Below are 15,420 nucleotides of genomic sequence, written 5' to 3' on the forward strand. Positions count from 1 at the left end.
GCGTGCGCCTCATAGATATTTTTTTTAGCCCCCGCGGGGGCCCCCGCGGGGGGGGCCCGCGGGGGGGGGGCGCGGGCCCCCCGGCGCGTGGTCAGGCGTGCGGGGAGGCCGTCCGCAACGCGACCACGTCCTGCAGGGCCCGTACCACCCGGGCCAGGGCCGGGGCGGACTCCGCTCCGCGGCGGGTGGCCGCGATGACGTGCCGGGTGGGGCGGTCGTGGGCGAGGACGCGGACCGCCACGCCCGCGGCCCGGCTCGACACCATGCGGGGGACCAGGGCCACGCCCATCCCCGCCTCCACCATGGACAGGATCGCGGTCCAACCGGCCGCCGTGTGCGCCTGCTCGGGGACGAAGCCGGCGGCCTCGCAGGCCGTGCGGGCGATCTCCTGCCAGGGGCCGCTGCCCCCGTAGATCCACGGGTCGCCGGACAGGTCCGCCAGCCTCAGGCCGGGCGCCTGCGCCAGCGGGTGGTCCGGCGGCAGGGCCACGTCGAGCGGGTCCTCCAACAGGGTGATCCGGGTGAACCGGGCGTCGCGCGCGGTCGGGGCGTGCGCCGCCAGCGACAGGGCCAGGTCGACCGTGCCGGCGGAGAGCAGCTCGTACGACTCCGCGGCCTCGGTTTCCCGGACCCGTACCTCCACCCCGGGGTGGGCGGCGCGCAGGGCCGCGACCGCGGGGACGACGAGCACCGGCACGGCGGTGGAGAAGGCGCCGATCCACACCTCCCCCGCGTCCCCGGCGAGGTAGCCGGCCAGCTCCGCGTCCGCCCGCTCCAGCTGGGCGAACACCGCGTCCGCGTGCCGCAGGACGAGCTGTGCGGCGTCCGTGAGGCGGACCCGGCGGCCGTGGGCCTCCAGCAGCGGTACGCCCAGCTGCCGGGCGAGGTTCGTCAGCTGCTGCGAAACGGCCGAGGGCGTCATGTGCAGCGCCTCGGCCGTCGCGGTCACGGTGCCCCGTTCGGCGAGGGTCCGCAGGATCCGCAGCTTCTTGATGTCCCACTCGGTCACGGGACGAACCTACCGCCGGGCCCCCAGGCCCACGCCGCCCAGGATCAGCGCCATGCACAGCAGTTCGGCCGGGCCGGTGCGCTCGCCGAGCAACAGCAGGCCGAGTCCGGCGACGCACACCGGCTGGAGGTAGTAGACGACGCCCGCGCGGGCCGCGCCGATGAGGGAGACGGCCCTGTTCCAGGCGAAGAAGGCCACTGCGGAGGACATGACGCCGACGTAGAGCAGCATCCCGGCGGTGCCGGGGGTGACCGCGAAGCCGCCCTGGAGCCGCAGCGAGACGGCGTACGCGGGCGCCAGCATCAGCGCGCCGAGGACGAAGGTGGTCAGGAGGAAGGCGAGCCCGCCGAGCTCCGCGGGCTTGCGCCGCAGCAGTGCGCTGTAGGTGGCGAACGACAGGGCGGCGGCGAGCATCCACAGGTCGCCGGCACCGAAGTCGAAGCTCAGGGAGCCGTCCCCGACGAGGAGCAGGACGCCGAGGACGGCGAGGAGCAGGCCGGTGGTGCGCCGGAGGCCGAGCCGTTCGCCGCCGAGGCGGGCGTACAGCGCCATGACGACCGGCGAGGCCGCCATGATCATGCCCATGTTGGAGGCGGAGGTGGTCAGTCCGGCCTGGTGGACGAGGGTGTTGTACAGGGCGACGCCGAACAGCGAGGCGAGGGCGGTGAAGCCGAGGTGCTCGCGGATCAGCGCCCGCTGCCGCCAGGCCTGCCGGGCGGCGAAGGGGGCCACGGCGACGGCGGCGATGATCCAGCGCCAGAAGACGGCCTGGACGGGCGGGACGCTGTCGGCCATGCCGCGGGTGGCGACGAAGCTGCCGGACCAGACGACCGTGGCGGTCAGGGCGAGGAGCACACCGAGCCCGGCGGGCCCGGAGGTCCCGGTGCCCTTGCTCGCTGCCCGGCCTGCGGGCGTGGTGGGGCGGGTGGTGCGGACCCGGTCCATGACGGCCACGGCGTGTCTCCCCCTCGGGGTCTGGTTCTCCGACTGCTGCGGGAGCTACCGTCGCACCCGTCCATCGGTCAGGTCCATCGAAACGTTTTGATCGTTCTTTTCAGTAGAACTGAAAGATCGGGAGGAGCCCGCCGCGGCCGGGGATGTGGCCGGGGCAGCGGCCGCCCGGGCGGCGAACAGCTGACCGGCCACGGTGGCTCCGAAGGCGATCGCCATGCCCAGCAGTTGTACGGGCGTCAGCGCCTGCCCGAGGGCCGCCCAGCCGATGACGGCCGCGGTGAGCGGGGACAGCGGTCCGAGCAGGGTGACCGAGGTGGCGGAGAGCTGCCCGATGCCGCGGAACCAGAGCCAGTACGCGATCCCGGTGTTGATCAGCATCATGTAGCCGTAGCCGAGGAGGGCGTTGCCGTCGAGGGCGGGCGGCGCTCCCTCGACGAGGAGCGCCACCGGGACGATGACCAGCCCGCCGGCCGTGAGCTGCCAGCCGGTCATGGCCAGCGGGCCGACGCCCTCGGGGCGGCCCCAGCGCTTGGTCATGACCGTGCCGGCGGCCATGGAGACGGAGGAGACGAGGCCGGCGGCGATGCCGACCGCGTCGAGCCGGGCCTCGGCGGTGAGGACGACCATGCTGACGCCGAACGCGGCCGTGACGGCGGCCAGTACGGTCCGCAGCCGCGCCCGCTCCCCGAGGAGCAGGGCGGCGAGCCCGACGACGAACAGCGGGCCGACCGAGCCGAGTACGGCGGCGACACCACCGGGCAGCCGGTACGCGGAGAGGAACAGCAGCGGGAAGAAGGCGCCGATGTTGAGCGTGCCCAGCACGGCGGCCCGTCCCCACCACCGGCCGGTGGGCAGGGTCCGGGACAGTGCGGTGAGCAGCAGCCCGGCGGGCAGGGCCCGCATGACGGCGGTGAACAGCGGCCGGTCGGGTGGCAGCAGCTCGGTGGCCACGGCGTAGGTGGAGCCCCAGGAGACGGGGGCGAGGGCGGTGAGGGCGACGGTGGCGAGGCGCTTCATGAGGGGTGACTCCTCGGTCGGTGAGGAACGCGGGTGGAAGTCCGACGGGGTGGTGAGGGGCGGGCGCCCGGTCAGCCGGCGGTCGGCGAGGCCGGGGCGGGCGCAGCACCGCCGGCGCCCCGGGTGGCCGCCGGCCCCTGGGCCAGGGGCGCGGTCGGCGGCTCGGCGTACACAGCCTCGGCCGGGAGGTGCCGCTCCAGGCGGACCAGGGCGAAGGCGGCGCCGACCGCGGCGACGGCGAGGAAGGCCCAGGGCAGCCGGCCGTCGACGGCCAGCAGGGCGGTGAACAGGGAGGGGGCGAGGGCGGTGGCCAGCGAGTAGGACAGCTGGTAGGTGGCGAGGTAGCGGCCGCGCACGGCCTCCGGGGCGGCGGAGACCGACAGGGCTCCGCCCGAGGGGCTGTGCACGAGCTCGCCCAGGGTGTAGACGACGACGATGGCCAGCAGGGCGACCAGGGTGGCGGTCTGCCCGGGGCGCAGCGTGCCGAGCACGATCTGCCCGGTGAAGGCGGCGGCGAAGAGCAGGGCCCCGAAGGCGGCCGAGCGGGTCCGGCGGGCTCCCGAGCGGCGGACCCGGCTCGCGACGAGGACGCCGATCCCGGCGCACAGCGCGGTGTTGACGGTGAACGCGGCTCCGGTGAGGGAGTCGGGGCCGTTCAGCCAGGTGGCGATGTAGAGCGGGAAGAGCACGGACAGGGCGGCGTAGCCCAGCGCGGTCAGGAAGTTGGCGGCGGTGAGCCCGAGGAAGGGCCGGTCGCGCAGCACCGTCCGGTACCCGGCGGATGCCCGCGGGGCACTGCCCGCCGGGGCGCCGACCGGGGCGCCGGCCGCGGGGCGGACCCGGGCGACGAGCAGCCCGGCGAGGGCGAAGGCGAAGGCGTTGCCCCAGGCGGTATGGGTGAAGGCGGAGGTCCCCCAGAAGGCCAGCACGCCGGAGACGATCAGGGCGCCCGCGCCCATGCCGGCGTTCTGCAGGGCCCGGAGGGAGGCCTGGAGCCGGTCGCGGGCGGAGCCGAGCGCCACCTCGCCGATGAGGGACTGCTGGACCACGGGGAAGGAGCGATCGGCCACGGCGGTGACGAGGGCGACGGCGGCGAAGGCGGGCAGCGAGTCGGCGAACGGGTAGAGCGCGAAGCCGACGGCGCGCAGGGCGTAGAGCACCAGGTTGGCCCGCTTGGCGCCGAACCGGTCGACTGCGGAACCGGCGAGCGGCATGAACGCGAGCCCGGCGAGCCCGGTGGCGGTCAGGACGAGCCCGACGAGGGCGAAGGAGAGCCCGGTGACGTGGTGGAAGAAGACCAGCGAGAACGGCACGTACATGCCGATGCCGACGGCACTGATGCCGACGCCGACGAGCAGCGACCGCTCCCCCGCGACGCGCTCCCCCCGCGTCCCCGCCCCTGTCCTTGCGCTGGCCCCTGCCATGGATTCCCCCCGAGTAGGTCGATGGCAAGTAGCTTACCCCTAAGCTACTTTTCGTCAAGCAACTTTCTTGCGAACGATCAGGGAGAGACCGGATACTGCCGCCATGACCACCGAGGCCAACAAGGACGCCGTCGACGCGATCATCAACCAGTGGGCCGCGGTGCGGCCGGACCTGGAAACCGCCCCCATGGAACTCTTCGGGCGCATCTACCGGATCGCCCGGGCCATGGGGGACGCGACCGAGCGGGCCTACGCCCGCTACGGGATCTCACGCGGCGAGTTCGACGTCGTGGGGACGCTGCGCCGCTCCGGCGCGCCCTACACCCTCTCGCCGCGGCAGCTGTCGGCCACGCTCATGCTCACGACGGGCGGCATGACGGGCCGCCTGGACAAACTGGAGAAGGCCGGACTGCTCTACCGCAAGCCCGACCCGTACGACCGGCGGGGACTCCAGGTCGTGCTCACCGACCGCGGGCGCGCCCTCGTCGACGAGGCCGTCAGCGCCGGCCTGGAGGTGCAGCGCGCCGCGGTGACCGGGCTGACCGAGGAGGAGGTCGCCATCCTCAGCGGCCTGCTGCGCAAGCTGCTCGCCGGCCTCTAGCGGAGCACCGCCCGGCCGCCACAGCCGGATCCGGTGACCGGTGCCGGTCCCGGAGCCGGATCCGGAGCCGGAGCCGGAGCACGACAAGGCGCCGGAGGTCCGCACGGGAGCCGATGCGCATCGCATCGGCCCGCGGACCTCCGGCGCCCCGGAAGTCTTGGATACTGCCGGTCCCGGACGGGACCGGCTGCTAGGCCTGCTTCTTCTGCGGCCGGTCGGACTTGTCGAGGACCATCACGAGACCCGTGATGACCAGGAACAGCGCGATCGGCAGGAACACGAACCAGCCGAGGGTCGCGGCCACGCTCAGGCTCGATCCCGGGTCGTCGCCGTCGTCGCGGGTCAGCGCGAGCGCGGGAGACGTCATCAGCAGCATCATCAGCGCCGATCCGGCCGTGACGGCTCCGGCGCGCAGGGCGTTCTTCTTGTCCACGGTGCAAACGTAGCGAACACCTAAACGCAGCGCGCGCCCGGGGGTGCCGTACGGGCGCGCGCGCCCTCCCGCACCGCGCTCAGCAGGGCGTTCGCGCGGGGCGAGGCGGCCAGCTCCTCCAGGGTCAGCGGCCGTCCCGCCGCATCCGCGAGCGGCAGCCGCCAGTTGGGGTACTGGTCCCAGGTCCCCGGCAGGTTCTGCGGCCGCCGGTCGCCGACCGCGTCCGGCAGCCATACGCCGACCAGCCGCGCCGGGGTGCGCAGCAGGAACCCGTACAGGGCCGCGACGGCGGCCTCCTCGCCCTTGGTGTCCAGGCCGAGCTCCGCGAGGGCGTCCAGCCAGCGGGCGGTGTTGGCGGTGTCCTCGGCCCGCTCCTGCTCGACCGGGCGGGTCAGCAGACCGAGCCGGTCGCGCAGTTCGACGTGGCTGCCCGCCAGCTTGGCCGCGGAGGGCGGCAGATCGTGGGTGGTGGCGGTGGCCAGGCAGTCGGCCCGCCAGGCCGCGGGCGGCAGCGGCTCCCCGTCGCCCGCCCAGTCCCGCTCGAACCACAGCACGGAGGTGCCGAGCACCCCGCGCCGCGCCAGTTCCCGGCGCACCCCCGGCTCCACCGTCCCGAGGTCCTCGCCGATGACCAGGGCGCCCGCCCGGTGCGCCTCCAGCACGAGGAGGGCCAGCATCGCCTCCCCGTGGTACGACACGTACGCGCCCTCCGCGGGCGACGCGCCCTCCGGGATCCACCACAGCCGGAACAGGCCCATCACGTGGTCGATGCGCAGCGCCCCGGCGTGGCGGAACACCCCGCGCAGCAGCTCCCGGAACGGCGCGTACCGGGTCGCCGCCAGCCGGTCGGGGCGCCACGGCGGCAGGCCCCAGTCCTGGCCCCGCGCGTTGAAGGCGTCCGGCGGCGCGCCGACGCTGAGGTGCTCGGCGTACAGGCACGAGCCGAAGACGTCCGAACCGTTCGGGTGCACCCCGACGGGCAGGTCGTGGACGATGCCGACCGCCATGCCGGCCCCGCGGGCGGCCTCCTGGGCGGCGGCGAGCTGGCCGTCCGTCAGCCAGACCAGCCAGCGGTGGAAGTCGGCCCGCCCCTTCGGGTCCTCGCCGGCGCGCCCGGCGCACCAGGTCGCGTGGACGTCCAGGGCCGGCCCCTGCCGGGCGCAGAACTCGCGGTAGGCGGTCTCCCGTTCGGGGGCGCGCGGGACGGCGTACAGCAGCTCCAGGGCGGCCCGCTTGAGCTCCCAGACGGCGTCCCGGTCGATCAGGGCACCCTTCTCCAGCACCTCGCGGCGCAGGGCGGCGCCGCGGGAGGCCAGCGCGGCGAGGGCCTCGCGGTCGGGGCAGTCGGCCCACTCGGGGACGTCCTCGATCCGCAGGTGCACGGGGTCGGGGAAGCAGCGCGAGGACGGCCGGTACGGGGACGGGTCGGTCGGCGTCCCGGGCACGGCCGCGTGCAGCGGGTTGACCTGGATGAACCCGACCCCGTGGGTGCGGCCTGCCCAGCGGGCCAGGTCCGCCAGGTCGCCGAGGTCGCCCATGCCCCAGGAGCGGTCCGAGAGCAGGGAGTACAACTGGACGAGCAGCCCGTGGGCCCGCTCGGGCGCGGCCGGGGCCCGCTCCGGGGCGACGATCAGCGTGGCGGCGCCGGTGCGGCCGTCCGGGGTCTCGGCATGGAGCCGGTGCACGCCGAGCGGGGGCACGGTCCCGGAGTCGGGCCGCCACTCGGCCGCGGCCCCCGGCCCGCCGTCCCCGCCGGCCGCGCCGTCGTCCTCCAGCTCCAGCCGGAAGCGCGTGCCCGGCGGCAGTGCGGCCGGCTCGGCGGGCGGCGCGGATCCGGCCCACCACACCAGCACGCGCGGCAGCAGCCGCTCCGCCGCGGCCCGTTCCGCCTCGATGCGCGCGATGCGGACGGCATCCGGGGTGTCGGCGCACACCCCCAGCAGGCCGAGCACCGCGATGACCGTGGCATCCGGGACCCGGACGGTGACGCCCTCGGAGGGCTGGTAGGTGGTGGCGACGCCGTGCAGCGCCGCGAGCCGGGCGAGGTCGTCCATGCGTGTCCCTGGGTCGGTGGAAGGAGTGTTCGGCGGCTAGTCGCCGGCGGCGGCTGCCGCGGCGGGCGTGGTCGGCTCGCTCGTCAGCGGCGCCTCGCCGACGAGCGGGGGCTCGCTGGTCAGCGGTGCGTGTGCGGCGCCGACGAGCGGGGGCTCACTGGTGAGGGGTCCCTCGGCGGGCCCGGCCTGAGCCGGCAGGTGCGCCAGGAGCGGGACCCGGCGCGCTGCCGTGCCGGCGTGTCCGGTACGGGCGGCGGCGGGTGCGGAAGCGGGCGGGACGGCGGCGGTGACGGTGACGGCGTTGGAGAGGTTGGAGGCGTTGACGGCGTTGACGGCGTTGTCCACGGGGCGAGGGCCTTCCTTTGTCCGTACGGGCGGTGAGGACGGGTCAGCATCAGGGAACAACGCCGTTCGACACCGCAGCCATACCCAGCGAACGGCCCGGCATTCCTGGCGGTTCCGGGGCAGAACACCCGCCCGCATTGACACTCCGCCCACGCGGGTGGTGGGCTCGGGCTCGTTCGTACGAGCGGGGGAGCAGGCGGGACGAGGAGGCTTCGTGCAGCTCAGGGGCAGGAAGCGGACCATGGCGGCGGCCATTGCCGTCATCGGGGCGCTGGTGGGCGGTGCGGTGGTCGCCGGACCGCTGGGCTCCCTGGTGGCGTCCAGCGCGCCGGACGCGGCAGGCGGCCCCGGCCCGGGCGTCGGCACCGGCAACGGCGCGGCCGCCGGCCCCGGAGGCGCGCCGTCCGGTGCGGCCGCCGGCCCGCTGCTCGACCCGGGCGCGACCGTGCAGCGCACCGCCGCCGAAGGGCCCGCCGTGTGGCCGCGGCCGCAGTCGATGACCGCCGACCCGGCGCGCGAGGTCCCGCTGGACGGCCAGGCCGTCCTGGTCGCGGCGCCCGACGCCGACCCGTACGCGGTCGACGCGGTCCGCACCGCCCTGCGCGAGGCGGGCGTCCGCATCCTGCACGAGCCGGGCCCTGGGGCGCCGCTGCCCGAACGGGGCACCGTCGTACGGCTGGACGGCCCCGGCGCCGACGAGGCGCTGCGGGCGCTGGGCGCCACCGAGGCCGGGGACCTGCCCCGCGGCGGCTACCGGCTGGCCGTCGGCAAGGTCGCGGGCCGGGACACGGTCGCGCTGGCCGGCGTGGGCGAGGACGGGCTGTTCCACGGGGCGCAGACGCTGCGCCAGCTGCTGGCGGCGGGCGGGGCGAAGGTGCCCGGCGTACGGGTGCGGGACTGGCCGGCCGCGCCGGTCCGCGGGATCACCGAGGGCTTCTACGGGCAACCGTGGACGCAGGAGCAGCGGCTCGCACAGCTGGACTTCATGGGCCGCACCAAGCAGAACCGGCTGTTGCTGGCGCCGGGTGACGACCCGTACCGCACGACGGACTGGCGCGCGGAGTACCCGCGCGCGCAGCAGGACGAGTTCCGGGAGCTGGCCGAGCGGGCCCGCGCCAACCGGGTCGTGCTGGGCTGGGCCGTGTCGCCCGGACAGTCGATGTGCCTGGCCTCGGCCGCCGATCGGGCGGCCCTGGCGCGCAAGCTGGACGCCATGTGGGAGCTGGGCTTCCGCGCGTTCCAGGTGCAGTTCCAGGACGTCAGCTACTCGGAGTGGGGCTGCCGGGCCGACCGGGTCCGGTACGGGACGGGCCCGGCGGCGGCCGCCAGGGCCCACGCGGAGGTCGCGGGGGAACTCGCCGCGCACCTGGCCGCACGGCATCCGGGCGCGGCCCCGCTGTCGCTGCTGCCGACGGAGTACCACCAGAACGGCGCGACGAAGTACCGCACCGCCCTGGCCGACCGGCTCGACGAGCGGGTGGAGGTCGCCTGGACGGGCGTGGGCGTGGTGCCGCGGACGATCACCGGCAAGGAACTGGCCGGGGCCCGCAGCGCCTTCGGCCAGCACCCGCTGATCACCATGGACAACTACCCGGTCAACGACTGGGACCCGGGCCGGATCTTCCTCGGCCCGTACACGGGACGCGAGCCGGCGGTCGCGGGCGGCTCGGCCGGGCTGCTGGCCAACGCCATGCAGCAGGCCTCGCTCTCCCGGATCCCGTTGTTCACCGCCGCGGACTTCGCCTGGAACCCCGGCGGCTACCGGGCCGGGGACTCCTGGGCGGCCGCCGTCGCCGAGCTGGCGGGCCCCGACCAGCGGGCCCGCAAGGCCATGGCCGCGCTGGCCGGCAACACGGCCTCGTCGGCCCTGGCCCTGCCCGAGTCGGCGTACCTGCGCCCGCTGGTGGACGAGTTCTGGCAGGCCCGCGGCACCGGCGACGCCGCGGCCGGGGAGCGGCTGCGGGCGGCGTTCACCGCCATGCGGGAGGCCCCCGACCGGCTGCCCGGCCTGGCCGGCGAGGCCGGGCCGTGGCTGTCGCGGCTGTCGGCGTACGGGAAGGCGGGCGAGCTGGCGGTGGACCTGCTGCGCGCCCAGACCCGCGGGGACGGGGCGGCCGCCTGGCGGACCTCGCAGGCGCTGGCGGAGGCCCGCCGGCAGCTGGCCGAGCCGGACGCCGCCGGGCGCGTCGACAAGTCCGTGCTGGACGCCTTCCTGGCGAAGGCGGTGGCGGAGTCGGACGCCTGGACGGGTGCGGCCCGGCAGACGGGCACCGCGTCGCGGGAGCCGGGCGCCTGGACGGTCCGGCTGGACGCGGCCCGGCCGGTGTCGGCGGTGACGGTCATGACGAACCCGCTGCCGGAGGGCACGCGGGGCGCGGCCGTGGAGGTGCACGTGCCGGGCGAGGGCTGGCGCAAGGTGGCCCAGGCGGCGGCGTCGGGCTGGACCCAGGCGGACGTCGGCGGGGTGGCCGCGGACGCGGTCCGGCTGTCGTGGGCCGGGGACGACCCGGTGGTGCACCGGGTGGTGCCGTGGCTGGCGGACGGACCGGAGGCGGCGTTCGAGCTGCCGGAGTCGGTGGACGTGGAGATCGGCGGGGCCGCGAAGACGGTCACCGCGGAGGTGTCGGCGCTGCGGCCCGGCGAGGTGCGGGGGCCGCTGACGGCGACGGCGCCGCAGGGCGTCGCCGTGAAGCTGCCGGCCGAGGCGAAGGCGCCGCGCGGCACCCGGGTCCAGGTGCCGGTGGCGGTGACGGTCCCGGCGGGCACGCCCGCGGGCAGCTACCGGGTGCCGGTGGCGTTCGCGGGGCAGACCCGGGTGCTCACGGTCCGCGCCGTCCCGAAGACGGGCGGCCCGGACCTGTTCCGCTCGGCGAAGGCCTCCTCGTCGGGGGACGAGACCCCGGCGTTCCCGGCGTCGGCGGCGGTGGACGGGAACGCGGCGACGCGGTGGTCCTCCCCGGCGGCGGACGGCGTGTGGTGGCAGGCGGAACTCGCGTCGCCGGCCCGGATCGGGCTGCTGGTGCTGCACTGGCAGGACGCGTACCCGTCGGCGTACCGCGTGGAGACCTCCACGGACGGGTCGTCCTGGCGCCGGGCGGCGACGGTGACGGGCTCCCGGGGCGGGCTGGAATCCGTCCGCCTGGACCCGGCTGACGCCCGGTTCGTCCGGGTCACCTGCGAGAAGCGCGCGACGAAGTACGGCTGCAGCCTGTTCTCGGCGGAGGCCTACGCCGTCGTCCGCTGACCGGCAGCCACGGCCGGATCCGGGCGTTTCGGCCGGATCCGGTCTGGCACCGGCGCCGGGCGGCGGGCCAGACTGGGGATCATGGAAACCACGGTGTCCGTCGGCAACGGCGAGGTCTGGGCAGAGGATTCGGGCACGGCCGCGGCAGGGGAGGCCGGCGGGCTGCCGCTGGTCCTGCTCCATCCCGGTGTCGCCGACTCGGCGGTGTGGGACCCGGTGCTCCCGACCCTGACCGCGCGGCACCGGGTGATCCGCTACGACGCCCGCGGCTTCGGCCGCTCGCCCGCGCCGACCGCCCCGTACTCCCAGGTCGAGGACCTCACCGCGGTCCTCGACCACTTCGGGCTGGACCGTGCCGTGCTGGTCGGCTCCAGCATGGGCGGCTCCACCTCGATCAGCCTGGCCCTGGCCGCCCCGGAGCGGGTGGCGGGCCTCGCCCTGTTCGTGCCCGGGGTCACCGGCTACGACGGGCTGATGGCGCCCGGGTTCTTCGAGCGGGTGGGCGAGCTGGCCGCCGCCGGTGACCTGGAGGGCATCGTCCGGCTCGGACTCGGCCTGTGGGGGCTGGCCGGCGGCGGCACCCCCGAGGCGGATCCCGTCGCGGCCGACCTGCTCAGGGCGGTGCTGCCCGCCTGGTTCGCCAGTGCCGGGCTGCAGCGGGAGGACGCTCCCGCCTTCGACCGGCTCGGGGAGATCACCGCTCCGGCGCTGCTGGCACTGGGCGAGCAGGACCGGGTCGAGGTCGTGCGGTGCAACGAGGAGATGGCGGCCCGGATCCCCGGCTGCAGCCTGGTCCGCCTGGCCGGTTCCGACCACTACCCGACGCTGCGCGAGCCGGAGGCCGTCACCCGCCTGATCGAGGAGCTCCACGCCGAAGCGGCCCGCTGACCGGAGCGGCGCACCGCGCGAGGGCCCCGGCGGCCGGCCGGGGCCCTCGCGCGTGCCCGGACCGCCGCGCTAGGAAACGGCGGCGGCGGCGCCGATGCGGTCCAGTGCGTCGTCCGCACCGTACGGCTGGAGGTACGGCATCCAGCGGGGATCCCGGTGCCCGGTCCCGATGATCCGCCATGCGAGCCCCGACGGCGGGGCCGGCTGGTGGCGCAGCCGCCAGCCCAGGTCGACCAGGTGCCGGTCGGCCTTGACGTGGTTGCACCGCCGGCACGCGGCGACCACGTTGTCCCACACGTGCTGCCCGCCGCGGCTGCGCGGGATGACGTGGTCGACGCTCGTGGCGACGCCGCCGCAGTACATGCAGCGACCGCCGTCACGGGCGAACAGCGCGCGACGGGTGAGTGGAACGGGCCCCCGGTAGGGGACCCGCACGAAGCGCTTGAGCCGTACCACGCTGGGAGCGGGGACGACCCGGGTTGCACTGTGCAGAAAGGCGCCGGATTCCTCCAGGGAGACTGCCTTGTTCTCCAGGACGAGGACGAGCGCGCGGCGGAGCGGTACGACGCCGAGCGGCTCGTACGACGCGTTGAGGACCAGGACGTGCGGCACGGACTGCCTCCTTGTACGCCGGCGGCGCGTGGCTCGCGCCGGGACGATCTGCTCTCCAGTCTCTCCTTACGGCTGGTCGAAGCGCCACCACGCGCCCGTAACGGGTCGGAGGTGTTTTCAACCACACTTCCTTCATCCCCAGGTGAACCTGGTCTCTCCCTCGAACAAGGCAACGGGGTCACGGGAATGCCCCGTTAGTGTGGATGGCCTGCCCGGCACACCCCTTTCACGGGCAGACCGCTATACCTGGAGGTTCCCGCCGTGCCCTGGCCCGCCGCCCTGTTGCCCCTGGCAGCCCCCGCCCCGGACCCCGCCGCGTCGGTGAAGGAGGCCCACGAGAGCGTCACGAACGCCGCCAGTTTCATCGAGGAGAACTGGGCCGGGTGGCTGTACCTGGGCCTGAAGATCCTCCTGATCCTGGTGATCGCGGCCGCACTCCGCTCCCTGGTCCGCAAGTCGCTGACCAAGCTGATAACCAGGATGAACCGGGGCGCCGAGGCCGTCGAGGGCATGGCGCTCGGCGGTCTGCTCGTCAACGCGGAACGGCGCCGGCAGCGGTCCGAGGCGATCGGGTCGGTCCTGCGTTCGGTGGCTTCGTTCCTGATCCTGGGCACGGCGAGCCTGATGGTGCTCGGCGCCCTGGGCCTCAATCTGGGCCCGCTCCTCGCGAGTGCGGGTGTGGCCGGTGTGGCGATCGGTTTCGGCGCCCGGAACCTGGTGACGGACTTCCTGTCCGGCGTGTTCATGATCCTTGAGGACCAGTACGGCGTCGGCGACAAGATCGACGCGGGGGTGGCCTCGGGCGAGGTCGTCGAGGTCGGCCTGCGCGTGACCAAGCTGCGCGGCGACAACGGTGAGATCTGGTACGTCCGCAACGGCGAGATCAAGCGGATCGGCAACCTCAGCCAGGGCTGGGCGACCGCGGGCGTGGACATCCAGGTCAAGCCCACGGAGAGCCTGCCCCGGATCCGCGAGGTGGTCGATGCCATCTCCGCCCGGATGGCCAAGGAGACCCCGTGGGACGAGCGGCTGTGGGGTCCGGTCGAGGTGCTGGGTCTGGAGGAGGTGCTGCTGGCCTCCATGACCGTGCGCGTGTCGGCGAAGACGATGCCGGGCCAGCAGTTCGCCGTCGAGCGCGAGCTGCGCTGGCGGATCAAGGAGGCCTTCGACGAAGCGGGCATCGGGATCATCGGCGGGCTGCCGCCCGCGGACGAGGAGGAGGCTGCGGCGGACCCGGCGGCGTCCGTGGCCCCGCCGTCCGCTCTGGCCAACCCGGCGTCCCCGCAGGCCCAGGCCGCGGCCCCAATCCCGGCGCCGGCCGCGTCCGGCTCTCCGCGCATCACGAAGTAGCCGGGGAACCCGGGAAGACTGCCCCTGCAGGCCACGGCCTGCGGGGGCAGTCCCGTTGACAGGCGTCAAAAACCGACAGGAAACTTAACTGACAGTTCCCGGACGAGAGCGAGCGCCCGTGGCCGGCACGTCCTCCCGCACACCTCCCGGCCGGCCCCCCGACCCGGGCTCCGGAACGCCCGGTCCCGGAACGCCCGGTCCCGGAACGCCCGGTCTGCTGCGCGCCATGAACGACCGCGCCGCGCTCGACCTGCTGCTGGCCCACGGCCCCCTGTCCCGTGCCCGGATCGGCGACCTCACCGGCCTCTCCAAGCCCACCGCCTCGCAGCTACTGGCCCGCCTGGAGGCCGCCGGGCTCGTCGTGGCCGCCGGCACCACCGCCGGCCGCCCCGGCCCCGCCGCCCAGCTGTACGCGGTCGATCCGCACGCCGCACGCGTCGCCGGTGTGGACGTCACCCCGGGCCGTGTCGTCGCGGCCGTCGCCGGCCTCACCGGCGAGGTGATCGGCAGCCACGCGCTCCCCTATTCCGAGGGCGTCGGGGCCGCCGGCGCCGCCGACCAGGTCACCCGGGCCCTGGACCGGGCCCTCAAGGCCGCCGGACTCCACCGCTGCGACCTCCACCGCGCCGTCATCGCCACCCCGGGATCCTTCGACCCGCGTACTGGAGTCCTGCGCCACGCCGACCACCTTCCGCGCGGCTGGCACTCCCCCACCCTCCGGGAGGAGCTGGCGGCGGCCCTGCCGGTGCCGGTCGCGTACGAGAACGACGTCAACCTCGCCGCCATCGCCGAACAGCGGCTCGGCGCGGCCCGCGGTCACCGGGACTTCGTCCTGCTGTGGAACGAGGAGGGCCTCGGCGCCGCCCTGGTGCTCGGCGGCCGGCTGCACCGCGGCTCCACCGGTGGCGCGGGCGAGGTCGGGTTCCTGCCCGTGCCCGGGCACCCGCTGGTCCGGCAGGCCGCCCGGCTGGGCTCCGGCGGCTACCAGGCGCTGGCCGGAGCGCAGGCCGTGCCGGAGCTGGCGGCCGAGCTGGGCATGGTCCTGCCGCCCGCGGTCCCGGCCGGGGAGCCCGTCGGGGCGGCCGTGGCACTGCTCCGGCAGGCCGCCGCGCACCCCGAGGGCGCGCAGCTGCGGCTGCTCCGGCGGTACGCCACCGCACTGGCGACCGGTCTCGCGTCGCTGGTGGCCGTACTGGACCCGGAGGTCGTGGTCCTCTCCGGCGCGGTGAACGACGCCGGCGGGGACGTCCTGCGCGAGCTGCTCGCCGCCGAGCTCGCCGACCTCGCCCCGTCCCGGCCCCGCCTGGTGCCCGGGACCGTACGCGAACGCCCCGTCCTGCGCGGTGCGCTGGAGAGCGCCCTCGCCGCCACCCGCGACGAGGTCTTCGACACCACCCGCCGCTGACCCCTTCCCGCTCGCCCGCAGGGCATTCTTCGAAGCGTCACCCGACCCGTGCTCGACCCGACTGAAAGGCCGGCGACCGTGACC

The 15,420-nt window shown here is 75.5% G+C and carries 13 protein-coding genes; 5 read left to right on the plus strand and 8 right to left on the minus strand.

Annotated elements, in window-relative coordinates; genetic code table 11:
• Positions 1-91: 91 nt before the first annotated feature.
• The 4 genes from ACFVGY_RS27720 to ACFVGY_RS27735 form a co-directional block, all read right to left on the minus strand.
• Positions 92-1,009, minus strand: coding sequence for a LysR family transcriptional regulator (locus tag ACFVGY_RS27720; RefSeq protein ID WP_385681890.1), 918 nt, complete (start codon positions 1,007-1,009; stop codon positions 92-94).
• Between the two features lie 9 nt (positions 1,010-1,018).
• Positions 1,019-1,963, minus strand: a complete 945-nt coding sequence (locus ACFVGY_RS27725; protein ID WP_385681892.1) for a DMT family transporter — start codon at positions 1,961-1,963, stop codon at positions 1,019-1,021.
• 45 nt (positions 1,964-2,008) lie between these two features.
• Positions 2,009-2,980 (minus strand): EamA family transporter, encoded by a 972-nt coding sequence (locus ACFVGY_RS27730; RefSeq protein ID WP_385681893.1) that lies wholly within the window; start codon positions 2,978-2,980, stop codon positions 2,009-2,011.
• 71 nt (positions 2,981-3,051) lie between these two features.
• Positions 3,052-4,404: an MFS transporter gene (locus tag ACFVGY_RS27735; RefSeq protein WP_385681895.1), complete on the minus strand. Its 1,353-nt coding sequence runs from the start codon at positions 4,402-4,404 to the stop codon at positions 3,052-3,054.
• A gap of 103 nt (positions 4,405-4,507) precedes the next feature.
• Between ACFVGY_RS27735 and ACFVGY_RS27740 the strand changes: the two genes are divergently transcribed.
• Complete coding sequence (locus ACFVGY_RS27740) at positions 4,508-5,005, plus strand: MarR family winged helix-turn-helix transcriptional regulator (RefSeq protein ID WP_385681897.1); 498 nt, start codon at positions 4,508-4,510, stop codon at positions 5,003-5,005.
• Positions 5,006-5,195: 190 nt separating this feature from the next.
• Here the strand turns inward: ACFVGY_RS27740 and ACFVGY_RS27745 are convergent, their stop codons facing one another.
• From ACFVGY_RS27745 to ACFVGY_RS27755, 3 genes are read right to left on the minus strand one after another with little or no spacing between them, the layout of a single operon-like run.
• Positions 5,196-5,438 (minus strand): hypothetical protein, encoded by a 243-nt coding sequence (locus ACFVGY_RS27745; protein WP_385681899.1) that lies wholly within the window; start codon positions 5,436-5,438, stop codon positions 5,196-5,198.
• A gap of 20 nt (positions 5,439-5,458) precedes the next feature.
• Positions 5,459-7,492 (minus strand): 4-alpha-glucanotransferase, encoded by a 2,034-nt coding sequence (locus tag ACFVGY_RS27750; RefSeq protein WP_385681901.1) that lies wholly within the window; start codon positions 7,490-7,492, stop codon positions 5,459-5,461.
• 36 nt (positions 7,493-7,528) lie between these two features.
• Complete coding sequence (locus tag ACFVGY_RS27755; RefSeq protein WP_385681903.1) at positions 7,529-7,837, minus strand: hypothetical protein; 309 nt, start codon at positions 7,835-7,837, stop codon at positions 7,529-7,531.
• Between the two features lie 241 nt (positions 7,838-8,078).
• On the opposite strand from ACFVGY_RS27755, the gene ACFVGY_RS27760 reads away from it, so the two are divergent.
• Together ACFVGY_RS27760 and ACFVGY_RS27765 are read left to right on the plus strand one after the other, a co-directional pair.
• Complete coding sequence (locus tag ACFVGY_RS27760) at positions 8,079-11,081, plus strand: beta-N-acetylglucosaminidase domain-containing protein (RefSeq protein ID WP_385681905.1); 3,003 nt, start codon at positions 8,079-8,081, stop codon at positions 11,079-11,081.
• Between the two features lie 81 nt (positions 11,082-11,162).
• On the plus strand, positions 11,163-11,969 hold the full coding sequence (locus tag ACFVGY_RS27765) for an alpha/beta fold hydrolase (RefSeq protein WP_385681907.1): 807 nt from the start codon (positions 11,163-11,165) through the stop codon (positions 11,967-11,969).
• 69 nt (positions 11,970-12,038) lie between these two features.
• On the opposite strand, the gene ACFVGY_RS27770 is transcribed toward ACFVGY_RS27765, so the two are convergent.
• Positions 12,039-12,581, minus strand: a complete 543-nt coding sequence (locus tag ACFVGY_RS27770) for an HNH endonuclease (protein WP_385681909.1) — start codon at positions 12,579-12,581, stop codon at positions 12,039-12,041.
• Between the two features lie 261 nt (positions 12,582-12,842).
• Between ACFVGY_RS27770 and ACFVGY_RS27775 the strand changes: the two genes are divergently transcribed.
• Together ACFVGY_RS27775 and ACFVGY_RS27780 are read left to right on the plus strand one after the other, a co-directional pair.
• Positions 12,843-13,931, plus strand: a complete 1,089-nt coding sequence (locus ACFVGY_RS27775) for a mechanosensitive ion channel family protein (protein ID WP_385681911.1) — start codon at positions 12,843-12,845, stop codon at positions 13,929-13,931.
• A 226-nt stretch (positions 13,932-14,157) separates the two neighbouring features.
• The gene (locus tag ACFVGY_RS27780) at positions 14,158-15,336 is read left to right on the plus strand and encodes an ROK family protein (RefSeq protein WP_385681913.1); all 1,179 of its coding nucleotides are present in this window, start codon (positions 14,158-14,160) and stop codon (positions 15,334-15,336) included.
• Positions 15,337-15,420 lie beyond the last annotated feature (84 nt).

The sequence above is a fragment of the Streptomyces sp. NPDC127106 genome (assembly GCF_042677605.1).
Taxonomy (GTDB): domain Bacteria; phylum Actinomycetota; class Actinomycetes; order Streptomycetales; family Streptomycetaceae; genus Streptomyces.

What these genes read in the sequence shown, in the direction of transcription:
- ACFVGY_RS27730 (WP_385681893.1), bottom strand. Translation starts at nt 2,980, where the DNA reads ATGAAGCGCCTCGCCACCGTCGCCCTCACCGCCCTCGCCCCCGTCTCC.
- ACFVGY_RS27735 (WP_385681895.1), bottom strand. Translation starts at nt 4,404, where the DNA reads ATGGCAGGGGCCAGCGCAAGGACAGGGGCGGGGACGCGGGGGGAGCGC.
- ACFVGY_RS27740 (WP_385681897.1), top strand. Translation starts at nt 4,508, where the DNA reads ATGACCACCGAGGCCAACAAGGACGCCGTCGACGCGATCATCAACCAG.
- ACFVGY_RS27750 (WP_385681901.1), bottom strand. Translation starts at nt 7,492, where the DNA reads ATGGACGACCTCGCCCGGCTCGCGGCGCTGCACGGCGTCGCCACCACC.
- ACFVGY_RS27760 (WP_385681905.1), top strand. Translation starts at nt 8,079, where the DNA reads ATGGCGGCGGCCATTGCCGTCATCGGGGCGCTGGTGGGCGGTGCGGTG.
- ACFVGY_RS27765 (WP_385681907.1), top strand. Translation starts at nt 11,163, where the DNA reads ATGGAAACCACGGTGTCCGTCGGCAACGGCGAGGTCTGGGCAGAGGAT.
- ACFVGY_RS27780 (WP_385681913.1), top strand. Translation starts at nt 14,158, where the DNA reads ATGAACGACCGCGCCGCGCTCGACCTGCTGCTGGCCCACGGCCCCCTG.